Origin of the sequence: Speluncibacter jeojiensis (assembly GCF_029589495.1) — a bacterium.
In the GTDB taxonomy this organism is placed as follows: domain Bacteria; phylum Actinomycetota; class Actinomycetes; order Mycobacteriales; family Mycobacteriaceae; genus Speluncibacter; species Speluncibacter jeojiensis.
Genome location: NZ_JAAIVF010000006.1, coordinates 18108 through 33768, shown reverse-complemented (window position 1 = coordinate 33768; position 15661 = coordinate 18108). Strand labels below are relative to the sequence as shown.

Annotated in this window: 14 protein-coding genes; 8 read left to right on the top strand and 6 right to left on the bottom strand. The window is 70.0% G+C overall.

Annotated features, from left to right (window positions below):
* Positions 1 to 4 precede the first annotated feature (4 nt).
* Positions 5 to 1177, bottom strand: coding sequence for a molecular chaperone DnaJ (gene dnaJ, locus G4X40_RS17125; RefSeq protein WP_277834245.1), 1173 nt, complete (start codon positions 1175 to 1177; stop codon positions 5 to 7).
* A 111-nt stretch (positions 1178 to 1288) separates the two neighbouring features.
* A complete protein-coding gene (gene hrcA, locus G4X40_RS17120) occupies positions 1289 to 2320 on the bottom strand; it encodes a heat-inducible transcriptional repressor HrcA (RefSeq protein ID WP_277834244.1) in 1032 nt (343 codons plus the stop codon).
* A 138-nt stretch (positions 2321 to 2458) separates the two neighbouring features.
* On the opposite strand from hrcA, the gene G4X40_RS17115 reads away from it, so the two are divergent.
* Complete coding sequence (locus G4X40_RS17115) at positions 2459 to 2788, top strand: type II toxin-antitoxin system VapB family antitoxin (RefSeq protein ID WP_277834243.1); 330 nt, start codon at positions 2459 to 2461, stop codon at positions 2786 to 2788.
* A gap of 25 nt (positions 2789 to 2813) precedes the next feature.
* Here G4X40_RS17115 and hemW read toward each other — a convergent pair whose 3' ends face one another.
* On the bottom strand, positions 2814 to 4034 hold the full coding sequence (hemW, locus tag G4X40_RS17110) for a radical SAM family heme chaperone HemW (protein ID WP_277834242.1): 1221 nt from the start codon (positions 4032 to 4034) through the stop codon (positions 2814 to 2816).
* Positions 4035 to 4515: 481 nt separating this feature from the next.
* On the opposite strand from hemW, the gene G4X40_RS17105 reads away from it, so the two are divergent.
* The 6 genes from G4X40_RS17105 (at position 4516) to G4X40_RS17080 (ending at position 10382) form a co-directional block, all read left to right on the top strand.
* Complete coding sequence (locus tag G4X40_RS17105; protein ID WP_277834241.1) at positions 4516 to 6228, top strand: nitrite/sulfite reductase; 1713 nt, start codon at positions 4516 to 4518, stop codon at positions 6226 to 6228.
* A gap of 67 nt (positions 6229 to 6295) precedes the next feature.
* Positions 6296 to 6997 carry a phosphoadenylyl-sulfate reductase gene (locus G4X40_RS17100; RefSeq protein WP_277834240.1) on the top strand — a complete coding sequence of 234 codons (702 nt, stop codon included), beginning with the start codon at positions 6296 to 6298 and terminating at the stop codon, positions 6995 to 6997.
* Between the two features lie 35 nt (positions 6998 to 7032).
* The gene (cysD, locus tag G4X40_RS17095) at positions 7033 to 7986 is read left to right on the top strand and encodes a sulfate adenylyltransferase subunit CysD (protein WP_277834680.1); all 954 of its coding nucleotides are present in this window, start codon (positions 7033 to 7035) and stop codon (positions 7984 to 7986) included.
* A complete protein-coding gene (locus G4X40_RS17090) occupies positions 7986 to 9287 on the top strand; it encodes a sulfate adenylyltransferase subunit 1 (protein WP_277834239.1) in 1302 nt (433 codons plus the stop codon). Before cysD ends, G4X40_RS17090 begins: the two co-directional genes overlap by 1 nt.
* Before the next feature lie 7 nt (positions 9288 to 9294).
* The gene (locus tag G4X40_RS17085) at positions 9295 to 10053 is read left to right on the top strand and encodes a sirohydrochlorin chelatase (protein WP_277834238.1); all 759 of its coding nucleotides are present in this window, start codon (positions 9295 to 9297) and stop codon (positions 10051 to 10053) included.
* 122 nt (positions 10054 to 10175) lie between these two features.
* Positions 10176 to 10382: a hypothetical protein gene (locus tag G4X40_RS17080; protein WP_277834237.1), complete on the top strand. Its 207-nt coding sequence runs from the start codon at positions 10176 to 10178 to the stop codon at positions 10380 to 10382.
* A 14-nt stretch (positions 10383 to 10396) separates the two neighbouring features.
* On the opposite strand, the gene G4X40_RS17075 is transcribed toward G4X40_RS17080, so the two are convergent.
* Together G4X40_RS17075 and G4X40_RS17070 are read right to left on the bottom strand one after the other, a co-directional pair.
* Positions 10397 to 11104: an SIMPL domain-containing protein gene (locus tag G4X40_RS17075; protein WP_277834235.1), complete on the bottom strand. Its 708-nt coding sequence runs from the start codon at positions 11102 to 11104 to the stop codon at positions 10397 to 10399.
* A complete protein-coding gene (locus tag G4X40_RS17070; protein WP_277834233.1) occupies positions 11101 to 12345 on the bottom strand; it encodes a low temperature requirement protein A in 1245 nt (414 codons plus the stop codon). Before G4X40_RS17070 ends, G4X40_RS17075 begins: the two co-directional genes overlap by 4 nt.
* A gap of 536 nt (positions 12346 to 12881) precedes the next feature.
* Between G4X40_RS17070 and G4X40_RS17065 the strand changes: the two genes are divergently transcribed.
* A complete protein-coding gene (locus G4X40_RS17065) occupies positions 12882 to 14675 on the top strand; it encodes a molybdopterin-dependent oxidoreductase (protein ID WP_408642239.1) in 1794 nt (597 codons plus the stop codon).
* 4 nt (positions 14676 to 14679) lie between these two features.
* On the opposite strand, the gene G4X40_RS17060 is transcribed toward G4X40_RS17065, so the two are convergent.
* The gene (locus G4X40_RS17060; protein ID WP_408642245.1) at positions 14680 to 15645 is read right to left on the bottom strand and encodes a sulfate/molybdate ABC transporter ATP-binding protein; all 966 of its coding nucleotides are present in this window, start codon (positions 15643 to 15645) and stop codon (positions 14680 to 14682) included.
* Between the last annotated feature and the right edge of the window lie 16 nt (positions 15646 to 15661).

Here is a 15661-nt window from a genome sequence, read left to right as displayed (position 1 = left end):
TCCGTCAGCGGCCCGTGAAGGCGTCCCGCAGCCGCGAGAACAGCCCGCTTCCCTGCGGCGATCGGGTGGAGACCACCTCGGGCAGGTCGCGCTCGCGCAACTCCCGGAACTGGCGCAGCAGATCGGCCTGCTTGCCGTCGACCTTGGCCGGCACCACTACCTCCAGGTGCACGTGCACGTCGCCGCGGGCGCTGGTGCGTAGCCGGGGCATGCCGTTGCCGCGCAGCAGTGCCACGGCGCCGGGCTGGGTGCCGGGCTCGATGTCCAGTTCGACCGGTCCGTCGATGAGCGTCTCGAGGGTGACCGAGGTGCCCAGCGCCGCGTCGACCATCGGCACCCGCACCGTGCAGTGCAGGTCGTCGCCGTCGCGGACGAAGATGTCGTGCGGCTGCTCGATGACCTCGACGTACAGGTCGCCGGCGGGCCCACCGCCGGGGCCGACCTCGCCCTGACCGGCCAGCCGGATGCGCATGCCGTCGCCCACCCCGGCAGGCACCTTCACGTTGATCTCACGGCGGGCCCGCACGCGGCCGTCGCCGCCGCACTTACGGCAGGGGTCCGGGATGACCTCACCGGTGCCGCGGCAGGTCGGGCAGGGACGCGCGGTCATCACCTGGCCGAGGAACGAGCGCTGCACCGACTGCACCTCGCCGGCGCCGCCGCAGGTCTCGCAGCGCACCGGCTTGCTGTCGCCGTTGGTGCCCGAACCCGCGCAGATGTCGCAGAGGATCGCCGTGTCGACGGTGATCTCCTTGGTCACACCGCGGGCGCATTCCTCCAGCGTCAGCTTGGTCTTCAACAATGCGTCGGAGCCCGGCTGGACGCGCGAGCGCGGTCCCCGGCCGCCGCCGGTGGTGGCGCCGCCGCCGAAGAACGCCTCGAACACGTCGCCGAGTCCGCCGAAACCCTGCCCGGTGAATCCGCCGCCGCCGAAGCCGCCGGCGCCGCCACCACCACCCGCCTCGAGCGGATCGCCGCCGAGGTCGACGATGCGGCGCTTGGCCGGATCGGTCAGCACCTCGTAGGCCGCGGTCACCTCACGGAACCGTTCCTGGGCGGCCTCGTCCGGATTGACGTCCGGGTGCAGTTCCCGGGCCAGCTTGCGATAGGCGCGCTTGATCTCCTGGTCGGTCGCCTTCTGGCCGACTCCGAGGATCCCGTAATAGTCCCGTGCCACGTCTCTCGTCTCGTCCTCACCTGAATCGTGCCGAACACTCCGTCCGGCGAGGGGCAGCGCTTGCGGCCCACAGTGGTGGCCCTGTCTCCGCTTCGGCGATCCCGACCACCGTCAGCGCTCCCCGATCACCTCGCCGACATAGCGGGCGACCGCGGCCACCGTCGCAATTGTCCCCGGATAGTCCATCCGGGTCGGACCCAGGACCCCCATTCCGCCGAAGATCGTGTCCGCGGTGCCGTATCCGGTCGAGATCACCGAGGTGCCGCGCATCTTCTCGGCCTGGGTCTCCTCGCCGATCCGCACGACCACCCTGCCGTTGTCCTGGGTGGACGCGAGCAGCTTGAGCACCACCACCTGTTCCTCGAGTGCTTCGAGGACCGAGCGCAGCGAACCCGGCAGGCTGAAGTCCGCGACGTTGCGGGTCAGGTTCGAGGTGCCACCGAGCACCAGTCGTTCCTCGGGATGCTCGACGAGGGTCTCGACCAGCACCGTCGCCGACCGGATCACCGCGTTGCGCAGTTCCGGGGGCGCGTCGTCGGCCAGTTCCGAGACCGCGATCGAGGCGGCGGCCAGCCGCTTGCCCTCCAGCGCCCCGGCGAGCAGGTCGCGCAGTGTGCCGAGGTCGTCCTCGCCGATCACGTCGCCGAGTTCGACGATCCGCTGGTCGACACGGCCCGAGTCGGTGATCACGACCAGCAGCAGTCGCGCGGGGGTCAGTGGCACGACCTCTAGGTGACGGACCGAGGACGCCGACAGGGTCGGGTACTGCACGACGGCGACCTGCCGGGTCAGCTGGGCCAGCAGCCGCACCGCCCGGCGCAGCACGTCGTCCAGGTCGACACCGCCCTCGAGGAAGCCCAGGATGGCCCGGCGCTCGGGCACCGACAGCGGCTTGACCTCGGCGATCTTGTCGACGAACCGGCGGTACCCCTTGTCGGTGGGGATCCGGCCGGAGCTGGTGTGCGGCTGGGTGATGTAACCCTCGGCCTCGAGCGCGGCCATGTCGTTGCGGATCGTCGCACTGGAGACCCCGAGATTGTGCCGATCGACCAGGGTCTTCGACCCGATCGGCTCCTGGGTGGCGACGAAGTCGGAGACGATGGCGCGCAGTACCTCGAAGCGTCGTTCGTCGGTGCTCGACACCGCTGTCCACCTCCGGTCGGCCGCGTGCTCGTCTGTCGTTTGTCCCGCCGCCAAGTCTAAACGTCGCGGTGGTGACTACCCTGGAGCCCCGAGTTCTCCGGTCACAGTTCTCCCAGATGGAAGCGCGGCGAGTAGCGAATGATCTTCAAAGGCGTCCGGGACGGCAAGCCCTACCCCGACCACGGATTGTCCATGCGCGACTGGTCGAAGATCCCGCCGCGGCAGGTGCGCCTGGACCAGCTGGTGACCACCACGACCGTGCTGGCCCTGGACCGGCTGCTCTCCGAGGACTCGACGTTCTACGGCGACCTGTTCCCGCACGTCGTGCAATGGGACGGCGTGCTCTATCTGGAGGACGGGCTGCACCGGGCGGTGCGGTCCGCGCTGCGCAGCCGGGTCGTCCTGCATGCGCGGATATTCGACTACGACGCCGTGCGCGCGCCCGCCACCGCCGAAGACGTGTCCTGACCGCTGCCCGGGGGCGTCAGCCGGTTCAGCCGAGGATGTCGCGCACGGCGGCGTCCGCCAGCAGCCGTCCGCGGTCGGTCAGCCGGTACCGGTCGCCGCTGCGCACGGTGAGCCCGTCGGCGACCGTCCGGTCCGCCGCCGTCCGCTCGGCGTCCGACAGCTCACTCATCGGCAGGCCGGTCGCTAGCCGCAGTGTCAGCATCACCCGCTCGACGTGGATCTCCTCGACGCCGAGGATCTCCGCGCCCGCCACCGGCAGCCGCGCCGCAGCCTGCGTGTCGGGCCGCAGCGCGTCGGCGTAGCTCGCCGGGTGTTTGAGATTCCACCACCGCACCCCGCCGATGTGCCCGTGCGCGCCGGGGCCCGCACCCCACCAGTCGCCGCCGTCCCAGTAGCCGAGGTTGTGCCGGCAGCGGGCCGACGGATCGTCCGCCGCCGCCCAGTTCGACACCTCGTACCAGCGCAGGCCGGCGGTGGTCAGCGCCGCGTCGATCCGCTCGTACCGCGATGCCAGCACGTCCTCGTCCGGCGCGGGCAGTTCACCGCGCCGGACCCGGCGGGCCAGCGCGGTCCCGTCCTCGACGATCAGCGAGTACGCCGAGACGTGGTCGACACCGGCGTCGAGCACCGCGTGCAACGACCGGTCCAGGTCCTCGTCGCGCTCGCCCGGCGTGCCGTAGATCAGGTCGAGGTTGAGGTGGTCGAAGCCGGCCGCCCGGGCTTCGAGGGCAGCGGCGACCGCGCGGCCGGGGGTGTGGGTGCGGTCGAGCACCGCCAGCACGTGTTCGGCCGCGGACTGCATGCCCAGCGAGACCCGCGTGTAGCCGCCGGCGCGCAGGGCCTCGAAGAACCGCGGCGAGGTGGACTCCGGGTTGGACTCGGTGGTCACCTCGACGTCCTCGGCCAGCCCGAAGCTCGACCGCACCGCGTCGAGCACCCCGACCAGCCGGTCGGCGCCGAGCAGTGAGGGGGTGCCGCCGCCGACGAACACCGTGTCCGCGCGCGGCACCAGACCGGCCCGCGCGGCGAGCAGGGCTGCGGCCGAATCCAATTCGCGCCTCATCGCCTCGAACCACGAATCCGGCGAGGCCGCGCTGCCCAACTCCCCCGCGGTGTAGGTGTTGAAGTCGCAGTAGCCGCAGCGGGTGGCGCAGAACGGCACGTGCACGTAGATGCCGAACGGTCGGGTCCCGACCCCGCGCACCGCATCGTCGGGCAACACCAGGTCCACGGGGTGGGCCTTCATCTACACATCCTCGGAACTCGCGGAAGGCGCCTGCACGCCCCGGCGCGTTTCGTGCCCGCCAGGGACCGGAACGGCGCCCGGCGCGACGCGCCTGACCACCATTGTTCCAGCCGGTGCGGCGGGCGCGGATCGCCGCTCGATCGACCGCACCCGCAGGTCGCCGCGGAGCGCGCATCCTCCACGCTGGGACACAGTTCGGACTTCGCAGCATCTCGTGGCACAATGGACCGCGTGATTGGACCTGGGGTGTGGTTGGCCGCGCGACGGCACGTCGACCTCAAGCGCGTGTGTAGTGGAAGCTGTCTGTCCTCGACGCGCTAGTTCCGCATTCTTCGAGGACCTTCTTCTTCCTCGATTTGTTTCGTAAACCCAACCATTTCGCTTGTTTCGGTTGTTGCCCGCGGCGCCCTTCGGCCCGCCTCACGGCCCCGTGACGCACGCGAATGGATTCTCCCGCAGATCGACATCCAGGAGCACCTCCATGTCGCCGAACACCGACACCTCCGCCGCCGTCGCCGAGCGCCCCAAGCGTTCGGCCCGTCCGGTGCAGAAGAAGTCCGAGGGCCAGTGGGCACTCGGCTACCGCGAACCGCTCAACGGCGTCGAGCAGTTCAAGAAGGACGATCATCCGCTGAACGTGCGTCAGCGCATCATCGACATCTACTCGAAGCAGGGCCACGACAGCATCGACGCCAACGACCTGCGCGGCCGCTTCCGCTGGATGGGGCTGTACACCCAGCGCACCGAGGGCTACGACGGCACCTTCACCGGTGACGACAACGCCGACCTGCTCGAGTCGCAGTACTTCATGATGCGGGTGCGCGCCGACGGCCAGCGCCTCGACCTCGCCCGCCTGCGCACGCTGGCCGGGATCTCGAAGGACTTCGCCCGCGACACCCTCGACATCACCAACCGGCAGAACTTCCAGTACCACTGGGTGCGGATCGAGGACGTGCCGGAGATCTGGCGTCGCCTCGAGGAGGTCGGCCTGCAGACCACCTCGGCCTGCGGCGACTGCCCGCGCGGCATGCTCGGCTCGCCGCTGGCCGGCCTGGCGGTCGACGAGGTCCTCGACGCCAGTTCCGCGCTCGACGAGATCGTGCGCCGCTACATCGGCAAGCCCGAGTACGCGAACCTGCCGCGCAAGTACAAGACCTCGGTGTCCGGCCTGCAGGACCTGCCGCACGAGATCAACGACATCGCGTTCGTCGGCGTCAACCACCCCGAGCACGGTCCGGGGCTGGATCTGTGGGTCGGCGGCGGCCTGTCCACGGTTCCGCACTTCGCGCAGCGGCTCGGCGTGTGGGTGCCGCTCGACGAGGTCCCGGACGTGTGGGAGGCGGTCACCTGCCTGTTCCGCGACTACGGCTACCGCCGCCTGCGCAGCAAGAACCGCTTCAAGTTCCTCGTCAAGGACTGGGGCCCGGAGAAGGTCCGCGAGGTCCTCGAGACCGAGTACCTGCACCGCAAGCTGATCGACGGCCCCGCACCCGAGCCGCTGACCCGGGTGCGCGACCACGTCGGCGTGCAGAAGCTCAAGAACGGCCTCAACGCGATCGGCGTCGCCCCCGTGTCGGGCCGCATCGCCGGCTCGCAGCTGGAGAAGTTCGTCGACGCGGTCGAGCGGGCCGGCGCCACCGAGGTGCGCACCACCCCGTACCAGAAGCTGATCGTGCTCAACGTCACCGACGACAAGGTCGACCAGCTGGTCGCCGAGCTCGACAAGATCGGCCTGCCGACCAACCCGACGCCGTGGCGCCGGTCCATCATGACCTGCACCGGACTCGAGTTCTGCAAGCTCGCCTTCGTCGAGACCCGCCGCCGCGCCATCGCGCTGCTGCCGGAACTCGAGGAGCGGATGGCCGACCTCAACGCGCAGCTGGACGTGCCGGTGACCGTGCACCTCAACGGCTGCCCGAACTCGTGCGCGCGCATCCAGACCGCCGACATCGGCTTCAAGGGCCAGCTCATCGAGCAGGAGGACGGCACCAAGGCCGAGGGCTTCCAGGTGCACCTGGGCGGCAGCCTCGGCGCCGACCTCGGATTCGGCCGCAAGGTGCGCCAGCACAAGGTGCTCTCCTCCGAACTCGGCGACTACATCGAGCGGGTCGTGCGCAACTTCATCAAGCAGCGCACCGAGGGCGAGCGGTTCGCCCAGTGGGTCGCCCGCGCCGACGACGACGACCTCAGGTGAGCGGGACCCAGCCGGTCCCCGACACCTACGCCCTTTCCCGACCGGAATCATCGAAGAAGGTGAACCCGTGAGCGTTTCCACCGAAATCGACCTGCGTGCCGTCGCCGAACGCGGCGCGAGCGAACTCGCCGGAGCCTCCGCCGAGGAACTGCTGCAGTGGACGGCCGACAACTTCGGCGACAGCTTCATCGTGGCGTCGAACATGCAGGACGCCGTGCTCGTGCACCTGGCCGCCCAGGTGAAGCCGGGCGTCGACGTGCTGTTCCTCGACACCGGCTACCACTTCGCCGAGACCATCGGCACCCGGGACGCCGTCGCGTCGGTGTACGACGTGAACGTCGTCGACGTGCGCCCCGAGGCCACCGTCGCCGAGCAGGACGCCGCCGAGGGCAAGGACCTGTTCGCCCGCGACGCCGCCCGTTGCTGCCAGCTGCGCAAGGTCGCACCGCTGAGCACGGCACTGAGCCGCTACGACGCCTGGGTCACCGGCATCCGCCGCGTCGAGGCGCCGACCCGCGCCAACGCGCCGCTGATCTCGTACGACGAGGCGTTCGGCCTGGTGAAGATCAACCCGATCGCCGCGTGGTCCGACGAGCAGATGCAGGCCTACATCGACGCGCACTCGATCCTGGTCAATCCACTTGTCTCCGAGGGCTACCCGTCCATCGGTTGCGCCCCGTGCACGGCGAAGCCCGCGCCCGGCGCCGATCCGCGCAGCGGACGCTGGGCGGGACAGGCCAAGACCGAATGCGGGTTGCACGCCTCATGACCGCGATCACCACCACGGAACAGATCGAAGAGACGATGAACACCACCACCGCCACATCCGGCACCCCCCAGTTCATTCCGGCCCATCCCGCCGACAGCGCGTTCGACACGCTGGCCGCGCTGGAGTCCGAGGCGATCCACATCTTCCGCGAGGTCGCGGGCGAGTTCGAGCGGCCCGTGATCCTGTTCTCCGGAGGCAAGGACTCCACCGTGCTGCTGCACCTGGCGGTCAAGGCGTTCTGGCCTGCGCCGCTGCCGTTCTCGCTGCTGCACGTGGACACCGGGCACAACCTCCCCGAGGTCCTCGAATTCCGCGACCAGATCGTCGAGCGCTACAACCTGCGCCTGCACGTCGCCAAGGTCGAGGACTACCTGGCCGACGGCCGGCTCACCGAGCGCCCCGACGGCATCCGCAACCCACTGCAGATCACCCCGTTGCTCGACGCGATCACCGAGAACCGGTTCGACGCCGTGTTCGGCGGCGCCCGCCGCGACGAGGAGCGTGCCCGCGCCAAGGAGCGGATCTTCAGCCTGCGCAACGCGTTCGGCCAGTGGGACCCGAAGCGCCAGCGCCCGGAACTGTGGAACCTCTACAACGGCCGGCACGCCCCCGGCGAGCACGTGCGCGTGTTCCCACTGAGCAACTTCACCGAGCTCGACATCTGGCGCTACATCGCCCGCGAGGACGTCGCGCTGGCGAGCATCTACTACGCACATCAGCGCGAGGTCTTCCAGCGCGACGGCATGTGGATGACACCCGGCCCGTGGGGCGGCCCGCGCGACGGCGAAGAGCTGCAGACGCTCTCGGTGCGCTACCGCACCGTCGGTGACGGCTCCACGACCGGCGCGGTGCTCTCCGATGCCGCCGACAACCAGGCCATCCTTGCCGAGGTGGCCGCCTCCCGGCTGTCCGAGCGCGGCGCCACCCGTGGCGACGACCGCGTCTCCGAGGCCGCCATGGAAGACCGTAAGCGAGAGGGATACTTCTGATGACCACCCACCCCGACCTGCTGCGCCTGGCCACGGCCGGCAGCGTGGACGACGGCAAGTCCACCCTGGTGGGCCGCCTGCTCTACGACACCAAATCCGTTCTCGCCGACCAGGTCGACGCGGTCACCCGGGCCTCGGTGGACCGCGGCCTGGCCACCCCGGACCTGTCGCTGCTCGTCGACGGCCTGCGCGCCGAACGCGAGCAGGGCATCACCATCGACGTGGCCTACCGGTACTTCGCGACCCCGAAGCGCTCCTTCGTGCTCGCCGACACCCCCGGCCACGTCCAGTACACCCGCAACACCGTCTCGGGCGCCTCGACCGCGCAGCTGGTGGTGCTGCTCGTCGACGCCCGCAAGGGTGTGGTCTCGCAGACCCGCCGGCACGCCGCCGTGCTCGCGCTGCTCGGCGTGCCGCGACTGGTGCTGGCGGTCAACAAGATCGACCTGGTGGAGGACCCCGCGACGGTGTTCGCGGACATCTGCGCCGAGTTCGGTGCGCTCGTCCGCGCGCTGGGCTGGTCCGACGAGGCGGTGCAGGCGATCCCGGTCTCCGCACTGCACGGCGACAACGTCGCCACCGCATCGACCGACACGCCGTACTACGACGGTCCGACGCTGATCGAGCACCTCGAGACCGTGCCGGTCGACGCGGAGCCCACCGAGGTCGGGTTCCGGTTCCCGGTGCAGTACGTGATCCGCCCGCGTACAGCGGAGTTCCCGGACTACCGCGGCTACGCCGGACAGGTCGCGGCAGGTTCGGTGGCCCCGGGCGACGAGGTCGTGGTGCTCCCCTCGGGAACGCGCACCACGGTCGCGAGCGTCGACACCGCCGACGGCCCGCTGCCGCAGGCACAGTCCGGACGGAGCGTCACGCTGGTGCTGGCCGACGACGTGGACGTCTCGAGGGGTGACGTCCTGGTCTCGGTCGCCGATGCGCCGCAGCCCGTGTCCGAGTTCGACGCCACCGTGTGCTGGCTGGCGGAGAAGCCGCTGCGCCCGGGCGCCCGGTTGCTGCTCAAGCACGGGACGAAGACGACCCAGGCGATCGTCGGCGCACTCGAGGAGCGCTTCGACGAGCAGGAGCTCACCGCCGCGCCGTCGCCGGACTCGTTGGAGCTCAACGAGATCGGCCGCATCTCGGTCCGGGTCGCCGAGCCGATCGCGGCGGACCACTACGGGGTCAGCCGCCGCACGGGCAGCTTCCTGCTGATCGATCCGGCGGACGGGAACACGCTCGGCGCCGGACTGGTCGGCAACGCGCTGGCGGCCGTCGAAATCGGCGAGACCGTCCCCGCCTGAGGTGCCGATGACTCCGCTGATCGCCGTCGCCCACGGCAGCCGCGACCCCCGCTCGGCCCGCACCATGCGTGCGGTCGCCGAGCGGGTACGCGCGGCGTGTCCGGGGCTCGACGTTCGGCTGGGGTTCCTGGACCTGTCGGAACCGTTGCTGGACACGGTGATCGACGATCTCGCCGCCGCGGGATGCCGCCGAGCAGTGGCGGTGCCGCTGCTGCTCGGCGATGCGTACCACTCGCGCGTCGACCTGCCCGCGCTGCTCGCGGCGGCCGAGGCCCGGCATCCCGGGATCGAGCTGCGGCAGGCCGGCGTGCTGGGCACGGATCCGCGTCTGGTGCACGCGGTGCGGGACCGACTCGCCGAGGCCGGTGCGGCGCCGGATGATCCGGGTCTGGGAATCGCGCTGGCGGCGGTGGGCTCGTCCCGTCCGGCCGCGAACGCGACCGCCCGGGCGCTGGCGCCGACGCTGCGACTCGGCACCCGGTGGGCGGCGGTGCGCACCTGCTTCGCGACCACCGATCCGTCCGTCGAGTCGGCCACGGCGGCACTGCACGCGGCGGGGGCGGCGCGGATCGCGGTCGGCTCGTGGTTCCTGGCGCCGGGCCTGCTCACCGACCGGGTCCGGCAACGGGCACTGGAGGGCACGCCGGACACCGTGTGCGCGGAGCCGATCGGCGCGCACCCGCTGCTCGCCGAGGTCGTGCTGGACCGCTACCGTGCGGCCCTGCGCGACGGGGTCCGCCGCGACGCCGTCGCCCTGACCGCGTAGTCCGCAGAATCCGCACACCCATCGGTCATCCGCGCACGGTGCAGCATGAGCGGATGACCGATAGGTGCGTATTGTGACCAAAGCCACTGTCGCGACCGTCCGTGCGGGAGCAAGGTGAGGCCATGAGCATCGAAAACGCGGAGATCTGCAGCGAATACGCCGAATTCCCCGAGTTGGACGACCTCGACTTCCAGAAACTCGCCCGCGGCCGGGTCCGCAAACTCATGCACGCCTTCATGCCCGCCGACCACCCGGAGGCCACCGACCTCGTCCTGGAGGTCTGGATGGACGGTCTGGCCACCGGCCTGCGGATGGCCCGCGAGAACTGAGGCCCGCCGGGGCATCAGCCGATCCCGTACACCACCGTCACCGTCGCATCGACCTGCTGTTGGCCCGGCTCGATCGGCGTGGTCGGGGCGGCCTGCCGCAGCGGTCCCGGACCCGGTGCCGACGGCGCCCCCTCGGTGATCGACCGGAGCGGTCCCAGGCTCACCCCCGCGGCCTTCGCCAGTTGCTGCGCGTGCGCCTTCGCCTGCTGCACCGCCTGGTCGCGCGCCTTGTCCCGTAGCGCGCTGTCGTCGCTGATCGAGAACCCGACCTGCTGCACCCTCACCGCATCGCCGGCCGCGGCCGCGGCGGCGTCGATCACCGCCCCCGCCTTGGCGATGTCGTGCAGTTTCGCCGTCACCGTGTTGTCCACCTGGTAGCCGGTGACCAGGCCGCCGTCCGGCGCGGCGGTCGCGTCAATGCTCAGCCCGCTGGTCTGCACGTCCTGCGCCTGCACCCCCGCGTGTTCGAGCGCGCCGACCAGCGCTGTCGCCCGGGTGCGGTTGTCCGCCAACGCCGCCTGCGCGGTCGCCCCCTCGGTGTGCACACCGAGACGCACCGTGAGGGTGTCCGGCGCGGCACTGACCGTGCCCGTGCCCTGGGCGGTGATGCCCGCCGCATTCCCGTCCGCCGCACCGCCACCGGACCCCGCACCGCTGCCGCAACCGGCGAGCAGCAGCGCACCCGTCAGTGTCCCCGCAACCACCACAACCGACCGTCTCATCGTCCGCCTCCCTCGTGCCCGATCCCCCACCCTGACACAGATTCCCGCGCGATCACCGCGACACCTCGCCTGCCTGTCGTCGTCACCAGGCTGACCGTCAGCACGACAGCGGCGACCAGACCGATCCCGAGCACCGCCCCGCCCAGTCCGAGTCCTCCGGTCGCCGACGCCACCGCCAGCACGCCGACCGCCCCGGCGCAGCCCGCCCACACACGCAGCCCGGTGCCCGTGCCGGTGATGCGGTGCAGCACAGCCAATACCGCGAAGACCACCGCCACCGGCACCGCGACCGTGAACGCGGCATCCGTCTCCGGCACCTGCGCGGACCGCTCGGCCACGTTCAACGCCGTGTCCAGCCCGGCGCCGATCGCCGCGATCGCCGCGAACACGAAGTAGTGACCGTAACCCCAGAGGAGGGCGGTGCGCAGGGTCTCGAGTGCGACCTCGCCCGCGGTGAAATAGATCCACCACAGCGCGAACACCAGGATCAGCGCGCCGATGGCGATCATCAGCAGCGACGCGGACACCCCGTGGTCGCCGGTGACCGCCTGCACGCCGACGAGCGTCGCGAGGATCACCTCACCGAGGACGATGATCGTGAACCCGCCGTAGCGTTCCGGGATGTGTCCGGGATGCCAACTCGTCTGCCGCCCACCGCGTTCGGCCCAGGCCGGCACCGCCATCTCGGCGACCACCAGCACCGCGAACCCGATGCGGTCCCACGGATACGGCAACGCCAACCGGGCCACCCAGCCGATCTGGACCACCGCGATGCCGACCGCGTACCGCAGTGCGGCAGGCCGCCCGGGCGGATCCTCCGCGGCCGCCCGGATCCACTGGCCGATCATCGCCACCCGCATGATCACGTAGCCGATCGTGATCACGGTGAAGTCATAGTGGGTCAGTGCCGCCGGGACCCCCGCGGCCAGAACCAGCACGCCCGCCATCTGCAGCAGCGTCAGCAGCCGGTACGGCACGTCGTCGGTGTCGTAGGCCGAGGCGAACCAGGTGAAGTTCATCCACGCCCACCAGATCGCGAAGAACACCATCGCGTAGCCCAGCAGCCCCGGTCCGAGCCGATCGTCGCGCAGGGCGTCGTGCAGCTGGGCCGCGGCCTGCGACACCGCGACGACGAAGCACAGGTCGAACAGCAGCTCCAACGGAGTGGAGACGCGATGCTGTTCGGATCGGTCGCGTGCCCGCATCGCGGTCCGCCAGGGTGCGAGCGGGTGCCCGCTCACCGCGGAACCGAACGTTCGATCATGCAATACAGCCTGGCAGAGCACTGGCCGAACCGCTGCCAGTGCTCTGTGAAATCATGGGAAACCTTCGACACGGACACCACTTTTGAATACCTTTGTCTGTGTCGACCGGTTGCAAGAGGCCGGCCGTTGCTCTGTTTGAAGTCGGCGCATCCGCGCGGCGCACGCAGGGCGCAGGCCCTGCACAGCATGTGCTGTCGCAGGGCATCGATGAACGCGTGGTGAACACATCACCGCGCACGACCAAGTGCGGTCACCGACGGAATTGACGAAAGGACTTCGATGATCACCAACTTGATCAATGCGTTCCTGAACGCTTTCGGCACCATGTCTGCCGGCAGCAGCGGATACCAGATCGCGCCGGGAACCCTGCCGTTCGGCAGCTGACGGAGAGATCCGCCGCGGGGCCCGGTCCGTTCCTCGGACCGGGCCCCGCGGCATGTCCGTACCCCCGGTCGCCCCGATCCTCCCCCGAATCACCGTTGCACCTGCCGACCGACTGTTACCGTCCGGTCATGGCCGAATCCGGGATTCGGAACGATGGCACACCCCCACGGCCCGCGCGTGCTCGATCCGCGGCCGACGAGGATCTCCACAGGGTGCACCGGGAACTGACCACCGGCGAGGACACGATCGACTCGGCGACCTGGTCCGGGTCGGTCCCCGACTCCCCCGCGCTGGCCCCACGCGTCCGGGTCGGCCGGGACAAGTGGTTCAACCTGCTGTGGCTGCTGCCGATCGGGTTCGCCGTGCTCGTCGTCGCGGTCGCGGTCGCGCAGGGGCTCCGCAACATGCCGTCTGTGCAGTCGTTCATGCAGGACCACCCCGGCACCCTCGTCCCCGACGGGCTCGCCCCGGGCCTGCCCGCCTGGATCGGATGGCAGCACTTCTTCAACCTGTTCCTGATGATCTTCATCATCCGCTCCGGCCTGCAGATCCTGACCGACCATCCGCGGCTGTACTGGACCCGGCACTGCACCCCCGGCAGCGATTGGCTGCGCATCCAGCAGTCGGTCCCGGACGATCCGCTGTGGACGGCCAAACAGGACTCGGTCAGCCTGCCCGGTCAGGTCGGACTGCCCGGGCGTCGCCATTCGATCGGCCTGGCGCGGTGGTGGCACCTCGGCACCGACGTGCTGTGGCTGCTCAACGGACTTGTGTTCTACGTGCTGCTGTTCACCACCGGCCAGTGGCGCCGGATCGTCCCCACCAGTTGGGACGTGTTCCCCAATGCCGTCACCGTCGGCATCCAGTACCTCTCGCTGGATTGGCCGCACGAGAACGGGTGGGTCGCCTACAACAGCCTGCAACTGCTGGCCTACTTCCTCACGGTCTTCGTCGCCGGCCCGCTCGCGCTGATCACCGGTCTGGGCATGTCGCCCGCGTTGTCGACCCGGTTCCGTCGGCTGAGCACCCTCTTGAGCATCCAGACCGCGCGGTCGCTGCACTTCCTGGTGCTGGTGTGGTTCCTGCTGTTCATCGTCGTGCACGTGACGCTGGTGTTCACGACCGGACTGCTGCGCAACCTCGACCACATGTATGCGGTGCGGGACGCGAACGACTGGATCGGCTTCGCCGTGTTCGCCGCGTCGATGGTCGTGGTGATCGTCGGGTGGGTCGCCGCGACCCCACTGACCTTCCGGCACCCGCGACTGGTCCAGCGTGTCGGCTTCGCGCTGATCGGCCCGGCGCAACGGCTCTTCGAGCACGTCGACGCGCGTCCCGGGCAGTACACCGAGCGCGACATCTCGCCCTACATGTGGCACAACGGGCACTACCCGAAATCACCCGAGTACGAGGCGCTGCGCGAGGGCGGCTTCGAGGACTACCGACTCGCCGTCGGCGGGCTGGTCGCGAACCCGGTCGAGCTGAGTCTGGCGGACCTGCGCGGCCTGCCGCCCCACGAGCAGATCACCCAGCACTACTGCATCCAGGGCTGGTCCGGCGTCGCCGAGTGGGGCGGGGTGTCCATGCAGACGATCATGGATCTCGTCCGACCGGACCCCGCTGCCAAGTGGGTGCTGTTCTACTCGTTCGGCGAGGGCGCGGACGGCGGCGTGTACTACGACGCCCATCCCGTCGAGCAGATGGGCAACGCGCTGACCATGCTGGCCTACGACATGAACGGCGACCGGCTCAGCTTCGGGCACGGGGCGCCGCTGCGGCTGCGCAACGAACTACAACTCGGCTTCAAACACGTCAAGTGGATCAAGGCGATCGAGTTCGTGGCCGACTTCTCGCACACCGCAAGCGGTTTCGGCGGCTACAACGAGGACCACGAGTTCTTCGGCTACCGCCAGTCGATCTGACCGCTCACCCGACCGGTGCGGGGATCTCCGGGGTCCGGGTCGCCCGCACATAGACGGTCTCCCCCTCGTGCAGGTCCAGCACCTTCGCGTCGCCGCGGGTGATCTGCGCGGACAGCCCCTCGGCGCCGCTCTTCGGCCGCAGTTCGACGCGCACCTCGAAACCCAGGTGCGCGACCCGCTCGACCGTCGCCGCGAACGAGGCCGGCAGCTGCTGGCGGTCCAGGCGCAGATCGTGCGGGCGCACCAACTGACCGTTCAGCTTGGCGACCGGACCGAGGAACGACATCACGAACGCGTTCGCCGGGCGGTCGTAGAGGTCGTCCGGGCTGCCGACCTGCTCGATGCGGCCCTTGTTCATCACCGCGATCCGGTCGGCGACGTCGAGCGCCTCCTCCTGGTCGTGGGTGACCAGCACCGTGGTCACGTGCACGTTCTCGTGCAATCGGCGCAGCCAAGACCGCAGGTCCTCGCGCACCTTCGCGTCCAGCGCACCGAAAGGTTCGTCGAGCAGCAGCACCTGGGGGTCGACCGCCAGTGCCCGGGCGAGCGCCATGCGCTGACGCTGCCCGCCGGACAGCTGCGCCGGGTATCGGCCCTGGAAACCGGCCAGGCCCACCACCTCGAGCAGCTCGTCGACCTTGGCCTTGATCTCCTTCTTCGGCCGCTTGCGGATCTTGAGCCCGAACGCGACGTTCTCGCGCACCGACATGTGCTTGAACGCGGCGTAGTGCTGGAAGACGAACCCGATGTCGCGCTGCTGCGGCGGCACGCCGGTCACGTCCACCCCGGCGATGGTGATCTCGCCGGTGTCCGGGTGGTCCAGTCCCGCGATCGAACGCAGCAGCGTCGACTTGCCCGAGCCGCTCGGGCCGAGCAGCGCGGTCAGCGAGCCCGACGGGACGGTGAAGTCGACGTCGTCGAGCGCCTTGAAGTCTCCGTAATGCTTGCTCGCACCGGAAATCGTGATCATGTCGGTCATGTCGGGG

Excerpts from the sequence above, each read along its gene's own strand:
- G4X40_RS17115 (WP_277834243.1), top strand. The coding sequence starts at position 2,459 with ATGATCTTCAAAGGCGTCCGGGACGGCAAGCCCTACCCCGACCACGGA.
- hemW (WP_277834242.1), bottom strand. The coding sequence starts at position 4,034 with ATGAAGGCCCACCCCGTGGACCTGGTGTTGCCCGACGATGCGGTGCGC.
- G4X40_RS17105 (WP_277834241.1), top strand. The coding sequence starts at position 4,516 with ATGTCGCCGAACACCGACACCTCCGCCGCCGTCGCCGAGCGCCCCAAG.
- cysD (WP_277834680.1), top strand. The coding sequence starts at position 7,033 with ATGAACACCACCACCGCCACATCCGGCACCCCCCAGTTCATTCCGGCC.
- G4X40_RS17090 (WP_277834239.1), top strand. The coding sequence starts at position 7,986 with ATGACCACCCACCCCGACCTGCTGCGCCTGGCCACGGCCGGCAGCGTG.
- G4X40_RS17085 (WP_277834238.1), top strand. The coding sequence starts at position 9,295 with ATGACTCCGCTGATCGCCGTCGCCCACGGCAGCCGCGACCCCCGCTCG.
- G4X40_RS17080 (WP_277834237.1), top strand. The coding sequence starts at position 10,176 with ATGAGCATCGAAAACGCGGAGATCTGCAGCGAATACGCCGAATTCCCC.
- G4X40_RS17075 (WP_277834235.1), bottom strand. The coding sequence starts at position 11,104 with ATGAGACGGTCGGTTGTGGTGGTTGCGGGGACACTGACGGGTGCGCTG.
- G4X40_RS17065 (WP_408642239.1), top strand. The coding sequence starts at position 12,882 with ATGGCCGAATCCGGGATTCGGAACGATGGCACACCCCCACGGCCCGCG.
- G4X40_RS17060 (WP_408642245.1), bottom strand. The coding sequence starts at position 15,645 with ATGATCACGATTTCCGGTGCGAGCAAGCATTACGGAGACTTCAAGGCG.